At 65.2% G+C, this 18,859-nt stretch carries 11 protein-coding genes and 2 pseudogenes; 8 read left to right on the top strand and 5 right to left on the bottom strand.

The features are described from left to right. The first annotated feature begins 441 nt into the window (after positions 1-441). From MKK65_RS17875 to MKK65_RS17860, 4 genes are all read left to right on the top strand, one after another. Positions 442-1,146: a Crp/Fnr family transcriptional regulator gene (locus tag MKK65_RS17875; RefSeq protein ID WP_147907764.1), complete on the top strand. Its 705-nt coding sequence runs from the start codon at positions 442-444 to the stop codon at positions 1,144-1,146. 650 nt (positions 1,147-1,796) lie between these two features. After that, a complete protein-coding gene (locus MKK65_RS17870) occupies positions 1,797-3,614 on the top strand; it encodes an adenylate/guanylate cyclase domain-containing protein (RefSeq protein ID WP_243959414.1) in 1,818 nt (605 codons plus the stop codon). Between the two features lie 22 nt (positions 3,615-3,636). Next, positions 3,637-4,611 (top strand): phosphatase PAP2 family protein, encoded by a 975-nt coding sequence (locus MKK65_RS17865; RefSeq protein WP_147907762.1) that lies wholly within the window; start codon positions 3,637-3,639, stop codon positions 4,609-4,611. Further along, the gene (locus MKK65_RS17860; protein ID WP_243959412.1) at positions 4,608-5,699 is read left to right on the top strand and encodes a G1 family glutamic endopeptidase; all 1,092 of its coding nucleotides are present in this window, start codon (positions 4,608-4,610) and stop codon (positions 5,697-5,699) included. Before MKK65_RS17865 ends, MKK65_RS17860 begins: the two co-directional genes overlap by 4 nt. Positions 5,700-5,727: 28 nt before the next feature. Here the strand turns inward: MKK65_RS17860 and MKK65_RS31565 are convergent. Together MKK65_RS31565 and putA are read right to left on the bottom strand one after the other, a co-directional pair. Then, positions 5,728-5,835: pseudogene (locus MKK65_RS31565) on the bottom strand (IS481 family transposase); the annotation flags it as partial. A 511-nt stretch (positions 5,836-6,346) separates the two neighbouring features. After that, positions 6,347-10,216, bottom strand: a complete 3,870-nt coding sequence (gene putA / locus MKK65_RS17855; RefSeq protein ID WP_279596805.1) for a trifunctional transcriptional regulator/proline dehydrogenase/L-glutamate gamma-semialdehyde dehydrogenase — start codon at positions 10,214-10,216, stop codon at positions 6,347-6,349. Here putA and MKK65_RS17850 point away from each other — a divergent pair. Beyond that, the gene (locus MKK65_RS17850; RefSeq protein ID WP_243959473.1) at positions 10,176-10,637 is read left to right on the top strand and encodes an Lrp/AsnC ligand binding domain-containing protein; all 462 of its coding nucleotides are present in this window, start codon (positions 10,176-10,178) and stop codon (positions 10,635-10,637) included. The genes putA and MKK65_RS17850 overlap by 41 nt on opposite strands. 3 nt (positions 10,638-10,640) lie before the next feature. On the opposite strand, the gene MKK65_RS17845 is transcribed toward MKK65_RS17850, so the two are convergent. Genes MKK65_RS17845 through MKK65_RS17835 form a run of 3 tightly spaced genes read right to left on the bottom strand, consistent with a single transcriptional unit; the run spans position 10,641 to position 16,477 of the window. Further along, positions 10,641-11,576, bottom strand: a complete 936-nt coding sequence (locus MKK65_RS17845) for an ornithine cyclodeaminase family protein (RefSeq protein ID WP_243959409.1) — start codon at positions 11,574-11,576, stop codon at positions 10,641-10,643. 49 nt (positions 11,577-11,625) lie between these two features. After that, positions 11,626-13,086: a short-chain fatty acid transporter gene (locus MKK65_RS17840; protein ID WP_147907758.1), complete on the bottom strand. Its 1,461-nt coding sequence runs from the start codon at positions 13,084-13,086 to the stop codon at positions 11,626-11,628. A 16-nt stretch (positions 13,087-13,102) separates the two neighbouring features. Beyond that, positions 13,103-16,477 carry a molybdopterin-dependent oxidoreductase gene (locus tag MKK65_RS17835; RefSeq protein ID WP_147907757.1) on the bottom strand — a complete coding sequence of 1,125 codons (3,375 nt, stop codon included), beginning with the start codon at positions 16,475-16,477 and terminating at the stop codon, positions 13,103-13,105. Between the two features lie 100 nt (positions 16,478-16,577). Here MKK65_RS17835 and MKK65_RS17830 point away from each other — a divergent pair, with 100 nt between their 5' ends. The 3 genes and pseudogenes from MKK65_RS17830 to MKK65_RS17820 all read left to right on the top strand — a co-directional run bounded on the left by MKK65_RS17830 (position 16,578) and on the right by MKK65_RS17820 (position 18,697). Further along, on the top strand, positions 16,578-17,261 hold the full coding sequence (locus MKK65_RS17830; RefSeq protein ID WP_243959405.1) for a GntR family transcriptional regulator: 684 nt from the start codon (positions 16,578-16,580) through the stop codon (positions 17,259-17,261). A 284-nt stretch (positions 17,262-17,545) separates the two neighbouring features. Next, a pseudogene (locus MKK65_RS17825) lies at positions 17,546-17,792 on the top strand (IS5/IS1182 family transposase); the annotation flags it as partial. 590 nt (positions 17,793-18,382) lie between these two features. After that, positions 18,383-18,697 carry a hypothetical protein gene (locus MKK65_RS17820; RefSeq protein ID WP_147910756.1) on the top strand — a complete coding sequence of 105 codons (315 nt, stop codon included), beginning with the start codon at positions 18,383-18,385 and terminating at the stop codon, positions 18,695-18,697. Positions 18,698-18,859: the final 162 nt, after the last annotated feature.

Genomic DNA, 18,859 nt, shown 5'->3' with positions numbered 1-18,859 from the left:
GTAGTTCGTCGCATCCAAACGGGTGTGAGGTTCGTCACTCTTGCACCGCGCAGAAGAACAGTGCGACCGCGGCGCTCCTGCTGGCGCCGGAGTCTGGTGGCGGGCGGCGGCGCGATTAGCAAGACCGCAACGCGCCCCTCCGGCCGGTCATGACTGTCTCTGATCGCCACGGGATTCAATCTCCGTTGACGATCGACACAGCCGGCTACGCCCGATGTTGAAGCGGGAGGGCCTTGTCCCGGTTTCGTGTCCGACAGTAGTATGCTGCCGCGCGTCGGCGAGACACCGGAGATGCCATCCGCCATCGGCATGCAGTGGATACAGTCCGATATGCTTGGGTTTGGGCGAGACAACAGATCTTTATGGGCTACGCCATCGGTCTTCAGGATCATCGGCGGAAGCGTGCCACGGGTGTTCCGACCCGGGCCGGGAGCCTGACCCGTGCTGTCCGACAGAGCCGCCGCGGCGCTCGACAAGCGATGCATGCTGTCGCAGCACGAGCTGTTTACGGACGCGCCGCAAACTGTCATCGAGCGCCTCGCCATGCGCGCGCAGCGCCTCACGTTTCGCTGCGGGCAACGCATCTTTCGCCGCGGCGACGAGAGCCACGGACTGCTCGCCGTCGTGAGCGGGCACGTTCGGATCTCGACGCCGTGTCCGGAGGGCCGGTCCGAGCTCATCTTGAACCTGATCGGGCCGAACGAGGTCTTCGGCGAAATCGCGCTTCTCGATGATGGGCCACGCACGGCCGACGCGATCGCAGCGACGCGCTGCTGCCTCCTGCTAATGGAGCGGCGCGACCTGCTGCCCCTGGTCAACGACTTCCCGATGCTGGCCGTCCGGCTCCTGGCGATCCTGAGCGGACGGCTGCGGCGGACCAGCCAGCAATTATCGGATCACGCCTTCGTCTGCGCCGAGCAGCGCCTGGCCAAAACCCTGCTCATGCTGGCCGGCGCCCCGGACCGCAACGGCAACCGCGTGCTGACCACGCAACGCGAACTCGGCAACATGGTCGGCCTTTCCCGCGAGGGGACCAACCGGCATCTCTCAGCGTGGCAGCGCAAAGGATATATCACTATAGCGCCTGGCGCCTGCACCGTGTTCAATCGGACGGCCTTGCAAAAAATCGCCTTTAGCCATACTTAATTTTTTTTAAATTGTGGCGAATTGCATTATAATGAGTTACAGTATCTCTGCATCGAAGCGATTTGACGGATTTTACGTTGTTATTTTAGCGTCAAGAAATACATCAATATTTAAAGCACATTCGGTTGTGATGCCGCGCGCACCTGTGTGCTGAAAGGCTCTGCCCTTTGCAGGATCGCAGGCATCCTGAGCCGATCGGACTTCGAATGCCCGACGAGAGTCAGGTGTGCGGCTCGACAGGTTTACGGCGCGAACTGCAACCCGAAACCATGAAGCGGCCTGAACCCTCGGCACGCCGACACCGGCCAGCGATCGGGGAGTGCTCGACGGGACCGCGGAGGACGTGGCTAGAACCGCGCCGAGCATTCAAAAAATACGTTGCTCGAATCACACGCCCCGATATAATTTCCGACGCGCAGATGCCAGCATGATGACTGCCGTTCAAAATCTAACAGGCGCGCGTAGAATCTTATCGATAAAACGGCACGCAAAACACTTTGAACTGCGCAAATGATATCGTCAATTCGGCTCATATACCAGCGCTTTCATCTCTTCCCGCTCGGTTATTTCTTAGACAACTATCAGGTGATCGGAACGCCAACTCATGCTCGTGGTCTTGTATCTAGCCTGGTTATCGCGAGGGCAAGACATTGTCGCCTCTCCCTGCGATTAACGCCGCTCCGTTCGGCAAGGAAAAGATCCAGCGCCGGCTGGCGGCGATCCTTACGGCGGACATCGTGGGGTACAGCGCCCTGATGGGGAGCGCGGAAGAGGACACCCACCGCCGCGTCTGCGCGGAGATCAGCAAGCTTGGCCGCGCTATCGCGCGATCCGGCGGTCAGGTCTTCGGCGTCGCGGGCGACGGATTGATCGCGGAGTTCCCCAGCGCCGTCGACGCCGTAACCTGCGCGTTGCGCTTCCAGACCAACGCCCGGCGCCGCACGGGCGCGGTATCGCCCGAGCGGCGGCTCCTGTTTAGGATCGGCATCCATGCCGGCGAAATCATGGTTCAGGGCGACCAGATCGGGGGAACAGCGGTCAACATTGCAGCACGTCTCGAACCACTCGCGGATCCCGGCGGAATACTAATCTCGGCAGCTGTATACGATCAAGTCAGACAGCGAGTGCCGTCGGCCTTCGCGTGCGTCGGCGAGCGGCGGCTTAAAAACATTCGCGCGCCCGTCATGCTTTATGCCACTCACGCCAAGACTGTTCTGACAGAATCGGATGTGCCGACGCCGCCGCGTAGCTGGGACCGCGTGTCGGGGGAAGAGCGCCGCGATTACAGGCCGGTGCTGGCTGTGCTTCCGTTCCGAGCGCTCCACAGGAGCGAAGTGGACACGTACTTCGCGGAAGGCATGATCGACGACATTATCCGCGCCTTGAGCGGCCTCAAGGATCTGCTGGTCATATCCCGCAGCTCCACCGCGGGTTTTAAGCTCTTCCCGGTCGACCTGCACCGCGCTTTTCGTGAACTCGACGCGGACTACGTCCTGCACGGCAGCCTGCGACGCCAGGGAGATGCCTTGCGCCTCACAGTGGAACTAGCCAACCACGGCGGCGTGATCTGGGCGGATCGTTTCGACGGAACGCTCGGCAGTATCTTCGAAATGCAGGACGCGATCGCGATGCGGGTCGCGTCGATCGTCGCGCCGCACCTGCGATCCCATGAACTGGCGCGTGCGGACCGTAAACGGCCCGAGAGCCTCACGGCCTATGACCTGACGCTCCAGGCACTTAGTCTCATTCACAAATTGGAGCGGACGTCGTTCATCGAGGCCAGGAGATTGCTCGAACAGGCTGCGGCCTGCGATGCAGCCTACGCGCCGGCCTATTCCCACCTGGCATCGCTCGGCATGCAATGGATCGGCCAGGGCTGGTCCAATGACGATAATGCCGACTGCCTTGCGGCTTCCCATGCCGCGCGGATGGCTATCGAGCGCGATCCGAACGATGCGGTCGGCCTGTCAATCTACGGTCATCTTCAGTCTTATTTGCTTCACGACTATTACAGCGCCCAAGAATATTTTAAACGCGCACTTGCGGCAGGCCCCAGCTGTGCGTCAGCCTGGGCTTATAGCGGGTTAACTCTAGGTTACGCCGGCGAAACGGCGCGCGCTGTCGAGCATGCTGAACACGCGGTGCGACTATCACCATTGGGCAGCGATGCCTTTTGGCTGGAGCATTATCTATCGCAGGCCTATTACCTCGCCGGGCGTCACGAGGATGCAATCGCGTGGGGCCGCGCATCCGCGGCGAAGGGTGCCAGCAACGCCTCCAATTTGCGGTGCCTGATTGCGAGCCTCGTTGCGGCAGGGCAGCGCGCAGAAGCCGACCTAGTCGCCCGTCAGCTCCTAAAACTCATTCCAGAATACCGCGTCCGTCTGTTCCGCAGCCGAACGCCGTTGTGCGGCCAAGTCCGCGATATTTTTGCCACTCAACTCCTTGAGGCTGGAATTCCCGACTGAATCGAACTGAAAGGAGGCTAGTATGCCCGCAAGCTTCAACGGAAATAACGGCAACAACGGAAATAACGGCAACTCCGGCAACGCCGGGGGCGGAGGCAACGCCTCGGGCAATTCCGCGGGTTGGTTCTTTCCCGATCGGGTCGCTCTGCCGTTCGTCTTTGCGCCTGCGGACACGCCGCCGGGGGGGGGCGCGGTGCCTCCCGGCGAGACGATCGGGGCGCTCGCCATCATCGCGCAACCGAAGTTTCCCGATCGCAATTGGTCGGCGGATTGGTACGCGTGGCAATGCCTGGTGGAATTCTCGACCACGAACTGGCGCGCCATGACGCCCGCATGGCCGTCCAGCATACCGCAGCTTCCGTCGGCCACCGCACAACCTCCGGCGTTTCCCGCCACCCCGCCAGTGGACTGGATCGTCGGCACCGGCGCCTTGAACGTGAAACAAGAGATCGACGATCTCGTCATCGCGGCAGAGGAGGAGCGGGCGGACGCGCTGGGCGAGATTCTGTCCCAGTCGGACGAATTCATCAGCTACTTCTTGAACGCTCTAACGTCCCAGCCCGGTTCTTATCCGAACACGAACAAGGTCCTGACGATTGCAAGTCTTATCGGCACATTCGTCGCCATGTACTACAAAGGCCAATATGTTCGGCCACGCCCCACGCACCTGTGCCCCGCGTTGATGCCGCCGCTTCAGGTCCCGGGCCACGCGTCCTTCCCGAGCGGCCACGCGACCCAAGCGCATCTCATGGCGCTGTGCATGCGCGACGTGCTCGCGGGGTTGCCGGTCGAGAAAACCGCCTCGGTCGTCCTGTGGACCTTGGCGAACCGAATCGCGCGAAACAGGGAGATCGCCGGTCTTCACTACAAAAGCGACACGGACGGCGGCCTCGCGCTCGCCATCAGCACCTTACCGCTGCTGCAGCAGTCCGGCACCGCGCCAGGCACCAGCAAGTATCAGATCGCCGTCGATGCAGCGCGGGAGGAATGGGCATGAGAGATCCATCGTCCGATCGAGGCGGCGTCGACGAGCGTGTGCTCGACGATCTGCAGCGACGTTTCACTGGCTTCGAGGCGCCCGCCCAGCCGATCATACCAGCCGATATCGATGCCTCGCGGCTTCGGGAATTCGGCCTGCCGCCGCGCCCGGGATCCGCCGCGCCCAGGATTCTGCACCAAGTGTGGGAGCGCGGATTCGGAAGGTCGCTGGCCCTCAAGTCATTCGCCCTTGACCCCATGGTCCGTGAGAGGATCAAGACAACCGCGTATCGGATCAGCGCGAAGCGCGCCAACCGATTGAGTCCGGCTGCAAGCCCACTCGACACCAGCCGGAACTGGGCCGGCGCTTATCTGACGGCCAATGGTGGCCAACAATTCGCTCAAGTCTGGGGGGTCTGGAAGACGCCCGAAACGCTACGCGTCCCGGACCCGCCGAACCCAGGGACGCCCGGCTTTCCCTACGTGTGCTCCCACTGGATCGGGCTCGACGGTCAGCGCCGCTATCTCGACGCCTCGCTGCCGCAGGTCGGCACCGTCTCTCTGTTGAAGGCGGACGGAGCGGTGACGGCGGAGGCGTGGACGCAATGGTGGACGCTGGACGCTGCGCACAACGCACCAACCTATCTCCCGCTTCCGCTCGCCCCGGGCAACGAGGTGCTCTGCGTGCTGACGGCAATCGATGCGCGGCGCGTGGTTGCCGTCGTCGTTAATCTCTCGACCTCACCGCCGGTCGGCATAGCCGTCCAATACGTTCCTCAGACCGTCGACATCGACGGCCAAATGATCAGTCCCAAGATCACAGGCGCCACCGCGGAATGGATCGTCGAGCGACCGAGCGTCGTCGGAAGTTCGGATATCTACAACTTTCCAAACTACGGCACTGCCGCGTTCGACCTGTGCGTCGCTGTCGAAAGCCCGGCCGAGGATTTCCCGGCCCTCTCCTCCGGCGTTCCGCAGGTGCTGCACGGGACGCGCTACATCAGGATGCTCGAACGCAAGCGCGACCCGGCGCGCATCGCCGTCCTGTCCCTCGCCAAGCGTTGCAGCCCGACTTCGCTGAAGGTGACGTATGGAGGACTGCGCTGACTCCAGCCCTTCCTGATCGATCACTGTGATGGGTGGATCCCCGCCACGGGTGTGTAGGGTGCAGCGCGTAGAGGCAGTCGTCGAGCGGCAGCAGGGTATGCCGCCGGAAGGCAACGATGACCGCCTCGTCGTCCAGGAACTGATCCGTAGTCGCTTCCTAACGTGTCGCCCCGATGCCCAATCGAAAAATTCGCCGGCGTAGAACAAAGCGGGCTTCGTTCTGTAAGCCACTCCCAAGCAAAAGATCGGGTGGTAGCCAGTAGTGTCCGCTTACGCGATGTCGGCATAACAAGCTGAATGACCGGATTGGGCGCAAAGCCGAATGTCTGATCTTGCGAGCTTCGGCGATCCGGCGTCACGTCTTATGGCTGATAGCGGAATAGCTGCTCTGGAGAGTCCATGGCGTCGAAGCAGCCATTCCGAAATCAACTCATCATGGGCGCAACAACGGAACCTATCAAAACGGTCAAGCCTCTCGCTTCAGCGCCAACTACAAGACGGGCACATCGTTCGACCTCGCTGACTACACCTCATCTGCAGGTCGTAGAGAACATTCCGCCTACCATCCGTTTCGCGGTCGTACGGGATGGGCGTTGCCATCCCTTCCTCTCGATAAGTGCTATGAGGCGCTGCAAGATCGCATGGGATCAGGCGTCGAGGGCCATCAGGCTCGCATTGCCACCTGCCGCCGCCGTGTTGATCGACACCGACCGTTCTTCGAAGAGATCCGAGGGCTCGTAATCCTCCAGATTGGACGCCGTGAGGATCGACTGGATCGTCAAGATTGGACCGCTCCGTCCGGCAATCCGGCGGGTCAGCCCCGCGAGGTCGGCCCGTTCGCCTTCGTGGAGCACGCCGCTAAGTCCGGGGGCGATCGCGGGATCCTCTGCGGGGACGATCTTCCGCAGGACCCCCGCAGGCAAGCCGTCGAACAGGCCCGATAACGCCCTCGCAGCCGTGATCACGGCGCTCTGGCCGGTCGCCAGGATCGCGCCGACCTGGAGCAATGTTCCCTCCTCGCCCGAGGCCAAGGCCGCGATTGGGCCGCGAGGACGGAGGCTGTAGATGTTGCGTTCACCGACCGGGCCCGGCAACACGCATTCGGTGCCGGCAGGTGCCCGGGCGAAATAATTTTCGACTCGGGTTGCGACGTCGGCGTGGCCCCGCTGCCGGAGCCATCTGATGTAATCCTGAGCGACTGTATCGGCGGAGGACGGAGCTGCGGTCGCACCGGCTGCGGACGGAGCCAGGCGAGGCAGCAGGCGGCGGAGGTAGCGCGGACCGCCGGCCTTCGGCCCTGTCCCGGACAGGCCCGAGCCGCCGAATGGCTGCACGCCGACCACAGCGCCGATGGTGTTGCGATTCACATAGATGTTGCCCGCCTCGATCCGGTCAAGAACGCGCGTAACCGTCTCCTCAATTCGGGTGTGCAGGCCGAAGGTCAGCCCGTAGCCGGTGGCATTGATGGCGTCGATGAGCGCGTCGAGATCATCCCGCCGATAGCGCAGCACGTGGAGCACTGGGCCGAACACTTCGGCCTCCACATCCGAGATTTTGGCAATCTCGATCACCGTGGGAGGGACAAAGGTGCCCGCATCCGTGGCCGGGGTCTTGCCCAATTGCGTAATCTTATGGCCGCGCATCCGCATCGTCTCGATGTGGCGGGTGATCCCTTCGGCCGCCCCGGAGGTAATCACCGGACCGATATCGACGGACAGGCGCCGGGGGTCGCCCACTTCCAACTCGCACAGGGCGCCGTGCAGCACGGCCAGCGTCTTTTCGGCGATCTCCTCCTGCAGACACAGGATGCGCAGGGCCGAGCAGCGTTGACCGGCCGAATCAAAAGCGGAGGCGAGGACGTCCGTCACAACCTGCTCGGGCAGTGCGGAGGTATCCACGATCATCGCGTTCTGCCCCCCGGTCTCGGCGATGAACGGCACCGGGCGTCCGTCCGTGGTAAGGCGATCTGCGAGGGTCCGCTGGATCAGACGGGCGACGGCGGTCGAGCCGGTGAACATCACGCCTTGAACCCGCGCATCGCCGACGAGCGCGGCGCCGACGTCGCCCGCACCGGGGAGGAGATGCAGCACATCCACGGGGATCCCGGCTTCGCTCAAGAGCCGCACGGCCTCAGCCGCGACGAGCGGGGTCTCCTCCGCCGGCTTGGCGAGCACGGTGTTGCCAGCCGCGAGGGCGGCCGCCACCTGCCCGGTGAAGATCGCGAGGGGGAAATTCCAGGGCGAGATGCAGGCGACCGGGCCAAGGGACCGTCCGTGGTCGGGGCTGCAGACCCGTTCGGCCTCGCCGGCATAGTAGCGCAGGAAGTCCACTGCTTCCCGCACCTCGGCGACGGCATTCGACAGGGACTTGCCCGCCTCCCGCACGATCAGGCTAAGCAGAACCGGCATCCGCATCTCGAAAGCGTCCGCGGCGGCGCGGAGCAGCTCGGCCCGGAGGGCTGGTGGCGTCGCGACCCAATTCGGCACAGCCGCCGATGCGGTCGCCAGGGCCTGGGCGATGTCGGCGGGCTCCGCGGTGCGCGCATGGCCCACCACGTCGCCGCAATCGGCAGGGTTGAGGACCGGTTCGCAGGCCTCCGCAGCGGAGCGTCCGGATGGAACGGCAGTCCAGGCCCTGGTGGCTCCCTTAGCTAGGTCGGTGGCGAGCTGGGCGAGCACGGCCTCGTCGTTCAGATCTAGGCCGGCCGAGTTTGGCCGCCCAGCGCCGAACAGGTCGCGCGGGGCCGCGATCCGCTCGTGTGCCGCCCCCGGCTCGCGCATCGCCCGCACTGTGGAGACTGGATCGGCGATGAGGTCGTCGATTGATACGGACGCGTCGGCGATGCGGTTGATGAAGGAGGAGTTCGCGCCGTTCTCCAAGAGTCGCCGGACGAGATAGGCGAGCAGGGTCTTGTGGGTGCCCACAGGGGCGTAGATCCGGCACGGGCGGCCGATGACGCCGGCGCTGACCACGGCCTCGTAGAGCGCTTCGCCCATCCCGTGCAGGCACTGGAACTCGTAGTCGCCGGGCCGGAAATCCGGGCCGGCCATCTCCACGATGCTGGCCAGGGTCTGCGCGTTGTGCGTGGCGAATTGCGGAAACACCGCGTCCGGCGCGGCCAGCAGCTTCCGAGCGCAGGCGAGGTAGGACACGTCGGTGTGGGCCTTGCGGGTGAAGACCGGGAAGTCGGAAAGCCCCTCGACCTGCGCCCGTTTGATCTCGCTGTCCCAGTAGGCGCCCTTCACCAGCCGTACCATCAGGCGGCGGTCGCTCCGGCGGGCGAGATCGACAAGCCAGTCGATGACGAAGGGGCAACGCCGCCCGTAGGCCTGGATGACGAACCCAAGTCCGTTCCATGCCCCGAGCTCCGGATCGGTGGCGAGGGCCTCGAGGATGTCGAGGGACAGGTCGAGCCGATCGGCTTCCTCGGCGTCGATGTTCAAGCCGATGTCGTACCCCCTGGCTAGCAGGGCCAGCGCCTTCACCTGGGGGATCAGCTCATCGAGCACGCGGGCGCGCTTCATCCGGGTGTAGCGCGGGTGCAGCGCCGAGAGCTTGATCGAGATGCCGGGCCCCCCGGTGATGCCCCGACCGGCGGACGCCTGCCCGATGGCATGGATCGCCGCCTCGTAAGAGGCTTGGTAGCGGCCGGCATCCTCGGCCGTGACCGCGGCCTCGCCGAGCATATCGTAGGAATAGGTGAAGCCCTTCGCCTCACGGCGGCGTGCCCGGCGCAGCGCCTCGGCGATGGTCTCACCCATCACGAACTGCTCGCCCATCAGCCGCATGGCAAGGTCCACGCCTCGCCGGATCAACGGCTCCCCACCCCGCCCGATCAGGCGCGTCAGGGCCGAGGACAATCCGCCCTCGTTCGTCGTCGCGGTGAGCTTGCCGGTCACCAGAAGGCCCCAGGTGGCCGCGTTGACGAACGGCGAGGGACTGTGGCCGAGATGGGCCCGCCAATCACCGGAGGCGATCTTATCGCGGATCAGCGCGTCGCGGGTTGCGGCGTCCGGGATGCGCAGCAAGGCCTCGGCAAGGCACATCAAGGCCACGCCCTCCTGGCTCGACAGGTCGTACTCGTGAATCAGGCCTTCGACGCCGCCCCGCGGTGTGGTCCGCCGCAGGCCCGCGACGAGGCTGCGTGCCGTCGCGGCGACACGGGCCGCCGCCTCTGAAGGAAGCTGCGCGAGATCGAGGAGCGGCGCCAGGCACTCCGCCTCAGGGCGCCGGTGAGCCGCAACGATCGCCATGCGCAGCGGCGACAATGCAGGCAGGTCTTCCTGGAAGTCCGCAAACGACGCGTGAACGTGTGCAACGCGCCTGGCTGAAGACACGATCGACATGGCAGAACCCGTCTCCCTCCGCCGGCTCTTGGCCCGCCTCTTGGGATGTTGTAGGGGCGCTAGGGCGGTGATAACATCCAACAATCGCGCCGAAAGTCGGCGGATTTCCCAATGGAATAGCCATCTGGTAGTGAAAAGCACGGATTCGACTGATGCTGCTATCCTGCGCATCCTGCAGCAGGACGGGCGCATATCAACCGTCGACCTCGCCGAGCGGCTGAGGCTCTCGCCCACCGCCACGGCCGAACGCCTGAAGCGGCTGACCCGCGAGGGATACATCACTGGCTACGGTGCTCGCCTCGATCCGGTGATGCTCGATCTGGGATTGCTGGTGTTCATCGAAGTGTTGCTCGACAAGACCACCGGCACGGTGTTCGACCGCTTCTCAGCGGAGGTCCGCCGCGTGCCCGAGATCTTGGAATGCCACATGGTGGCCGGAGGCTTCGACTACCTGCTCAAGGCCCGGGTGAAGGACATGGCCGCCTACCGCCGCTTTCTGGGGCAGGTCATGGTCGATCTGCCCGGCGTGAAGGAGACACGCACCTACGCTGTGATGGAGGAGGTGAAGACGGACAGCCCGCTGCCCGTGTGAACCTTACCCTTCGACGACGAGCGAGGCAGCGACGAGATCTTCCAGGGACGCGCCGACGGACTTGAACACGGTGATCTCTTCGGCGTCCCTGCGGCCAGCCTCCGCCCCGCTGCATAGGTCGTGCAGGTCGCCCGCGAGCCGGTCCTCTGACCACGTGCCGTCCGCGATCGGCTGCGTCAGGTCGCCGGCCTCGCGCAGGGCCCCGGCATAGGTGTCGACATAGACACGGGCGACGCGAATCAGCGCGTCGTCGCTCTCGCGCATCGCGGGCGTAAAGGCGCCCACGAGGTCGACATGGGTACCGGGGTGGACGTGACGGCCAAGCACCAGCGGCTGCGTCGAGGTCGTGGCGCAGCTGACGATGTCGGCGGCCGAGACCGCCGCCGGAAGATCGGCCGCCGGCTCGGCGGGAAGCCCCTCCTCCCGCAGCCGCGCCGCCAGGGCCTCGGCCTTCGCTGCCGAACGACCCCAGACCAGCACGCGCCGGATCGGCCGGATGGCGACGTGCGCGTGGGCGAGCGCTGGCGAGAGGTGACCGGTCCCGACAAGGGCGAGCACCGCGCTGTCCGGACGAGAGAGGTACGTCGAGGCGAGCGCCGAGGCGGCGGCGGTGCGGCGGTTCGTCAGCGCCTCGCCGTCGATCATCGCGCGGGGCGCTCCCGTCTTTCCATCGAACAGGACGTACACCGCGTGGACGGCGCCGAGGCCGCGCTCGGCATTGCGGGGGAACACGTTCACCAGCTTGACGCCGACCAGGTCACCCCGGCGCCAGGCCGGCATGGCCAGGAGGCGACCGGGCGCCTCCGCTGCGCCGACCTCGTGGGCCGTCCGGACGGGGGCCTCGATATCGGCGGCGGCGAAGGCGCCGCGCAGAGCTTCGATCAAGCGCGGATGGTCAAGGGCGGCATGAACCGCATCGTGATCGAAGAACGGAATCAAGGGATCACCTTTGAGCGCAGTCCGAGCGCGGCGGCGCCGGGCGCGGCCGTCACGGCACGATCGGGGGATGATAGGTGAAGGTCGTCATCAGGACCGCCGCCAGCACCAGCATGATCGGCAGGTGGATCATGAACTGCACCGCCGTGTAGCCGATGAGATCGCGGGATTTCAGCCCGAGCACGCCGAGCAGCGGGAGCATCCAGAACGGATTGATGAAGTTCGGCAGCGTCTCGGCGATGTTGTAGACCATCACCGTCCAGCCGAGATGGGCGCCGACCTCATTGGCCGCCTTCATCACGTAGGGAGCCTCAATCACCCACTTGCCGCCGGCCGAGGGGATGAAGAAGCCGAGCACCGCCGAGTAGATCCCGACGAGGACCGAGAAGGCCCCTGATCCGTGGGCGAGGCTGACGAACCCGTGGGCGATGGCGTCCGACAGGGTCGAGCCGTCCGCCGCCTTCACCTTGGTCAGCATGTAGGCGATGCCGCCGTAGAAGGGGAACTGGAGCAGCACGCCGGAGACGCTCGGCATCGCCTTGGCGAAGGACGCGATGAAGCCCCGCGGCCGCCAGTGCAGCAGGGCGCCGAGCAGCAGGAACACGAAATTGTAGCTGTTGAGGCCCGACATCGTGATCAGCGGGTTGCCCGCCTTGAAGGCATCGTAGAGCCACCCGGATGCGAGGACGAGGACGAGGATCGTCAGAAGCGGGCTGTGCTCCAGCCATTCGCCCGGACGACTCGCGCGGATCACCTTGGGCTGGGCGTCGACGAGGTCGATCCCAAGATCTGCGGCCGTTCGGGCATTCGCATCAGAGGGGGTGGTCAGGTAGCAGATCGCGGCCGAGAGCAGCGTGCCGAAGGCGACGACGACGAGGTTCTGCCACGTCAGGATGGTCTGCTCGAAGCCGATCACGCCCGTGATCGGCAGGAGCGAGGCCGGAATGCTGGCGGCATTGGCTTGCAGCTGTGCCGGCCCCGAGCTGATGCCGAGGGTGAAGCCGAAGCCGAGGCCGAGATAGCCCGCCGCGCCGGCGGCCCGGTAATCGAGGCGCAGATCCTGCCGGCGGGCGATTTCGCGCACCAGCAGGCCGGAGAAAATCAGGCTGACGCCCCAATTGAGCAGAGACAGCAAGATGCTGGTGATGCCAACGAACACCACGGCCCCGCGCCCGGTGCGCGGCAGGGCGGCGGCCCTGCGCATCAACCCGGCCACGGGGGGCGAGACGGCAACGACGTAGCCGCCGACCGCCACCAGCGCCATCTGCATGGTGAAGGGGATCAGGCTCCAGAAGCCGTCGCCGAACGCCTTGCTGATCGCAAGCGGTTCGCTCCCGTGGGCGAATACTCCCAGGGCGACGATGCAAGCTGCAATGAGAACGAAGACGTAGCTGTCGGGGAACCAACGCTCGGCGAAGGCCACGATCGCCTGCGAGACGCGCACGAGACGACCCTCCCGGGCTAGATCCGGGCTGGGCGGGGCGATGGGCGTCAAGGTAGCCGTATCGCTCATCGGTCGTGTCTTCCTTTCAGGCGTCGAGGACGAGGTCACTGACCGGCACAGCGCGGCAGGTCAGGCAATGGTCGGGCTCGCCGTCGTAGGGGCCGAGGTGGGCGACCGACCCGGACGCGACGGGCACGCTGCAGCTTTCGCACTGGCCCGCCCGACAGCCGCTCGGCAGCCCGAGCCCCGCCGCGTCGGCCGCGTCGAGCAGGGTTCCGGCGGAGGGCGTCCAGGTGAAGCCCGTTCCGCTGCGGGCAAGGCGCACGGTTCGCGGTGCAAGGTCAGAAGGCACGGCCATGGCCGACGCAAAGCTCTCGCTGAACACGTCGAAGCGCGGGACGCCGAGTCTTGTCAGGGCCGCCCTCCCGTCGCGGAGGAAGGCATCCGGCCCGCACAGGTACACGAGGGGGCGGCACGCCGGATCCGGCAGGGCCAGCTCGGACATGGCCGGCCGACCGGCCCGCTCGTAATCGACCCCGATCCGATCCTCCGGGCGCGGGCGCGTGAACACGCGGGTGATCCGCAGGCGTGGGAGGGCCGCCGCGGCCTCGCGGAGGCGGACCCCGAAGGCCTCCTCCGCTCCGTTGCGGGAGATCGCGACCAGATGCACCTCGGGCGCGGAGTCCGGGCGCGCGGCAAGCGCGGCGAGGTAGCCTACGAACGGGGTGATGCCGATCCCGGCCGCGAGCAGGACGATGGGGCGATCCCCCCCAAGCGGCGGAGTGAACGTGCCTGCCGGCATTTCGAGCTCGACCGGATCGCCGGACTTCAGCCCGTGGACGAGGCTCGACATTCGTCCGGCCGGCCAGCCTTCCTGCGCGGCGTGGTGCTTGACGCCGATCTCGTAGGTCTCCGGCGTCAGGGCGTCACCCGTCAGGGAATAGGCGCGGCTGAGGCCCGGGACTGTGGCGTGGAGGATGGCGTATTGGCCGGGAAGGTAGGCGGGAACTGGACCATCATCCGCAGGCGCGAGAGTGAACGCGGCGATGTCCGCCCCCTCGCGCCGCAGCGACGCGACGCGGAACGAGCGCCGGCCTTGCCAACGTCCGCGATTGGCCCCGACGGCGCGGACAAGCTCGCAAGCCACCGCCCGCAGGGGCACGGAACCACTTACCGGATCTCGGGCCGCGTCGGACAGGGCGGCATTGACGTTCGCGCTCGTCGACCCGGCAACCGGCGAGCCCTCACGCCCCAGGGGCGGGCAATCCTCCCACCAGCCAAACTCCGTGATCACCGTCCCGCTCGGCAGCGTCGCGTCGATGCGCGCCCGCAGGTGGGCCTCGCCGTGAGCGGTCCGCACGATGACGGCATCGCCCTCGGCGATCCCGCGGAGGCGGGCGTCGTCGGGCGCCACCTCGACGGTCGGCGCTGCCGCGCGCTTCCGCAGAGAGGCGATGTGGCGGTAGGCACTGTGCACATACCAACCGGTCTTGGCGGTCGACATCACCAGCGGCAGGCCGGGCTCGTCGAGTCCTGCGGGCTCGACATGGTGGGCGAGAGGGGGCTGCCCATGCGCGAGCAGATCCTCGGAGTAGAGCGTGATCCGCCCCGTCGCCGTGGGAAAACCGACGACCGACCCGTCCTGGCGGAGGGCTTCGTATTTGCGCCGGGCCGTCGGCTGAGGCAAGCGGATGCCCCCGGGGCATGCCCGTAGGTCGTCTACCGTCAGCCCGACGGGCGCGAGCTGGTAATTCCAGCCGGCTTCGATCGAGCCGCCGAAGAACTGTTCGCCATGCCCGAGGCGACAGGCGAGATCGAAGGCGATGGCGTAGTCGGAGCGGGTGCCGCCCAGGGGCGGCACCATGGCTTGGCGCAGCTGCACCAGTTCCACCGCTTCCTGCGTGATCTCGAACCCGACCTTCAGCGCCTCGCGCTCCCAGGGCAGACTCGCCGGCAGCACGATGTCGGCATTCGCGGCGGTCGGATTCAGGAACATGTCGACGTGGACGTGGAAGTCCAGCGCTTCCAGAGCGGCTTGGTTGCGGCCCGTATCCCCCTGCGAGACCACGAAGTTCGTGCCGAAGCTCATCAAGCCGCGCACGCGGTAGGGCTCGCTCTCGAGCACGGCGCGGGTGAAATCGCGAGCGGTGATCCATCCCCGGCTCGGCGGCCCGAGGGGCAATTCGGCCAAGCCGAGGGCCTTTGCCCGCTGCGCCGGGGCCAGCAGATCGTAGGCATTCACCGATCGGGTCGGAGGGGCGGTCGTCCAGAGGTTGCCGCCGTCGCGGTCAACGGCTCCCGTAAGGGCGTAGAGCGTCGCGATCGCACGCTCGGTGGTGGTGGCGTTGGTGTGTTGACCCACCCCCGTCCAGGAATGATAGGCGAGCCGTGGCGCGCCCGCGAAGAGCGCGTTGAAGCGCGCGATCGCCGCAGGATCGAGTTGGGTGACCGTGGCGACATGGGCCGGATCGTAAATGTCGGCCTCTTCGGTCAGCAGGCGCAGGACACTGGCACACGTGCGCCTGTTGCCCGCGGCGTCCATCAGGCGGACCTGTGTGTCGAGTTGCGCGGCAGCACCGGCAGTCGGGTCGCGTGGGTCGCGCGGCTGCGGCCGCCCCGCTTCGTCGAGCACGACAAAGCCGCTGGCGCCGGGCCACAACTCGGCGGCCTTCAGAAGACGTTCATTGGCACGATCGACGAGGAACGCCGCGTCCGTCCAGTCGTGGACGAAGGCCCTGTCGTAGCTTCCCTCCCGCAGGAGGTGGCGGATCGCCCCCATCGCCAGGGCTCCGTCCGCCCCCGGGCGGATCGGTAGCCAGAGGTCGGCCGTCTCGCCGGAGCCGCCGCGCTTGGGATCGACCACCACGACGGTCGCTCCGCGCCTGCGGGCGTCCGCGATGCGTGTCGCTTGGGCGAGCCACGTGCGGGTCGGGTTGTGGCCCCACAGCACGATGGTATCGGCCGTCTCGTAATCGGGGGTGCCGATCCCGCGGCCGAAGGTCAGGGCGTGGGCGAAATCCTTGTGCCAGCCGCAGATCTCGACGGCGTAGATCAGATTGGGGCTGCCGAAGACCCGGACGAACCGCTCCACCCATTCGAAGCTGTCGACCATCGGCGTGCCGCTCGGCGTGGTGACCGCGAAGGCGACTGTCTCAGCGCCGTGCCGTGCACGCAGATCCCCGAGACGGGCGGCAATGTCTGTCATTGCCTCGTCCCAGCCGATCTCGACCCAGCCCGGATCCGCACTGCCGCGCTCCCGGGTGCGACGAAGGGGCGTCGTCAAGCGGCGGGGGCTACCAAGAAGTTCCGGTGCAGCCCGTCCCTTGGCGCAGAGCGCTGCGCCGGTCGGATGCGCGGGATTCGGTGCGACGGAAACGAGCCGTCCGCCCTCGATCCTGTTGAGCGATCCGCAACGCGATCGGCACAGGGTGCAATAGCCTTCCTTGATGTCAGCAGACATGGAAGCAGCCTCAGTAGCGCGTCACGCATTACCATTGGGTTGGTGGTAGTTCAAGCGAGGGCCAAAACACGCTATTGGTCCTGCCGGGAGAAGGCGTGCCGTGCTGGATTGCAAAGATCGAACCAATCCGCTCGCGACGGAAGAGAACCTGCGGGAGCGAGTCGAGCGGCAGTTACGCCTCGACATACTCGCCGGTACGATCGAGCCGGGCACGGTATTCTCAGTCCCCTCGCTCTCCCGTTCTCTCGGGATCTCGACGACGCCTGTTAGGGAGGCGCTTCTCCAGCTTGCCGCCGATGATTTGCTGCAGCCGATCCGCAATCGCGGTTTCCGAGTTGTCGATCCGACGCTCGACGAGTTGCGCAACCTGTTCGAGGTTCGCGTGCAGCTCGAAGCTCAGGCCTTCGCGAAAGTCGTGCGGGCCGGAGCTGTTGACGTGAACGATTTGATGAAATGGGCTGACGAGATTGCGAGGGCTGTGCGGGATCGTGATGTGCCGGCCTATCTCGTGGCGGACCGGTCTTTTCACGAAGCGCTCTTGTCCCGTGCGGGCAACCCGATCCTTACCGGCATCGTCATGAAGCTGCGCGACAAGATGCGGCTTTACGGCATACGCTCGAAGGCTGGGCGGACGAGACAAGACGCGTCTGTGGCAGAGCACTACCGCATCGTCGACCTCGTTACAGGGCGGGTCAAGGACGATGCGATGACCCTAATGACGGACCACATCATGGCCTGGGAGCCGGTCTTTACGGAAGCAGTACTGATGCGGAGAATCAACTGAATTCGGCCTATTGCTGATCGTTTTCTATTGTAGAGACCATTCTTTCCGGAATGTATTGGCCCAATCCTCTTCTCACTACTCAATTTGTAGGCGTTTCAGTGTCGAAGGGCGTCCGCTTGGGGGGATGTGAGCAGGCCCCTCGAATGACTGAGATGGCCGCGACTGAGACCCACAAGCTGTGCTGTCACAGCGTCCGCTTCGGAGAGTCCGCGAGATGGCGCTGAGCGGCCGAGATGGGCGCAAAACTGAATGTCGGCTTTAAGGCGAGGCCTCACCTCCAAACAGGGCGCTCAGCGGTCAACATGCGGGCGGGTTGGGCGCGGGTTAGGTCCTGGTGAGCGATCGCGCCTACGACAGTGACGCTCTGCGGGTCCAGATGGCCGAGCATGGGGCATGGACCAACGTGAAGCCGATAGCCAACCGCAAGCAAGTACTGGCGATCCGCCCGTTCCAGCATAGATACCGCAATCTGGTTTAGCGTTTTTCAGCAGGACTAATGACTTCCGCGCCGTCACCACGTGCTACGCAAAGTATTCATACGACCTGCGCACCAGCAACACACCCGCAGCCGTCGGGGCCTAACTGCGAATCTTATGCGCCCACGACTTAATTCATCAAAATCGACGAGCGATTTGTCTATGCCATGATGGCGGCAGTCAAATTGTCATTATCCCGCCCGAAGCCAACGACCGCCGGACAAAAGCCTTATTAGCGCACCTCTACGAAGTCCATAACCTGGCCGGAATATTATAAAATCTGAATAAACTGATAAACTTGCGCTTGAATCACAATCGATTCCGACAATTTATCTGAATTAATCTGCCTAATATAAAATTTATTTTTGTTAATAGATCATGCGTTAGGACTCGACAACCGCTAAAGATTTTAAGGTTAATATCCACGCTTTCGTTTTTTATATGAGTAACTCGGTTTTCGAGCTGTCGAGGGCTTGTAGACGAGCGAGTGCTTGTTAGATGATGCCATAGAGGTGGTGCACTGCCCCTCGACGTCGATATCTAGTCCCGGCAGCCATCCTTTCCCGAGGACGGCCGCCGGCGCGGTTCCCGCCGCGCCAGCGACCTGACCATCAGCGTCACCCTGCTGTAACAGGAGACAGCCACATGGCTGAGACCATCTACGGCGCAGCTGCGTCTGTGTGCAACCTTGGCCGGCCCACACGTGCCGGCCGTGCGCGCCCCCATCCCGACTTCGTCGATCACCCCTTGATCACCCCAGACGTGCAGGTGCGTTTGCTCGCCGCCGTGGACGAGACCGGCGATGCCGCGCTCAGCGACCTCGCCTTCGCCATCCCGGATCACCCGCAGCCGATCTCGGCAGTGCTCGCGCTCGTCGACGCTGGCATTCTGGGCATCGACTTGGCAAGCGTCTTCGACGCCTCTTGCCGCGTCTGGCGCCTCTCCTCCCCCCAACTCTGAACCTCGCGCCGGTGCACGGTTTCTGACCGCCATCGGCCCGTCAGTGGTCCGCTGCGGTGGACCGCTGGGTCATGCGCGCGCTGTCGCCGGTCCGAGCCAGACATTCACGCCGCCCAGCCCCGTGGGCGGCAGCCGTCCCCCAAAAGCCCGCGATCGTCGCCA

It is taken from the genome of Methylobacterium sp. J-001 (assembly GCF_022829565.1).
GTDB lineage: Bacteria > Pseudomonadota > Alphaproteobacteria > Rhizobiales > Beijerinckiaceae > Methylobacterium.
The sequence above is the reverse complement of the archived record's forward strand: the minus strand, read 5'-3'. Positions and strand labels throughout refer to the sequence as shown.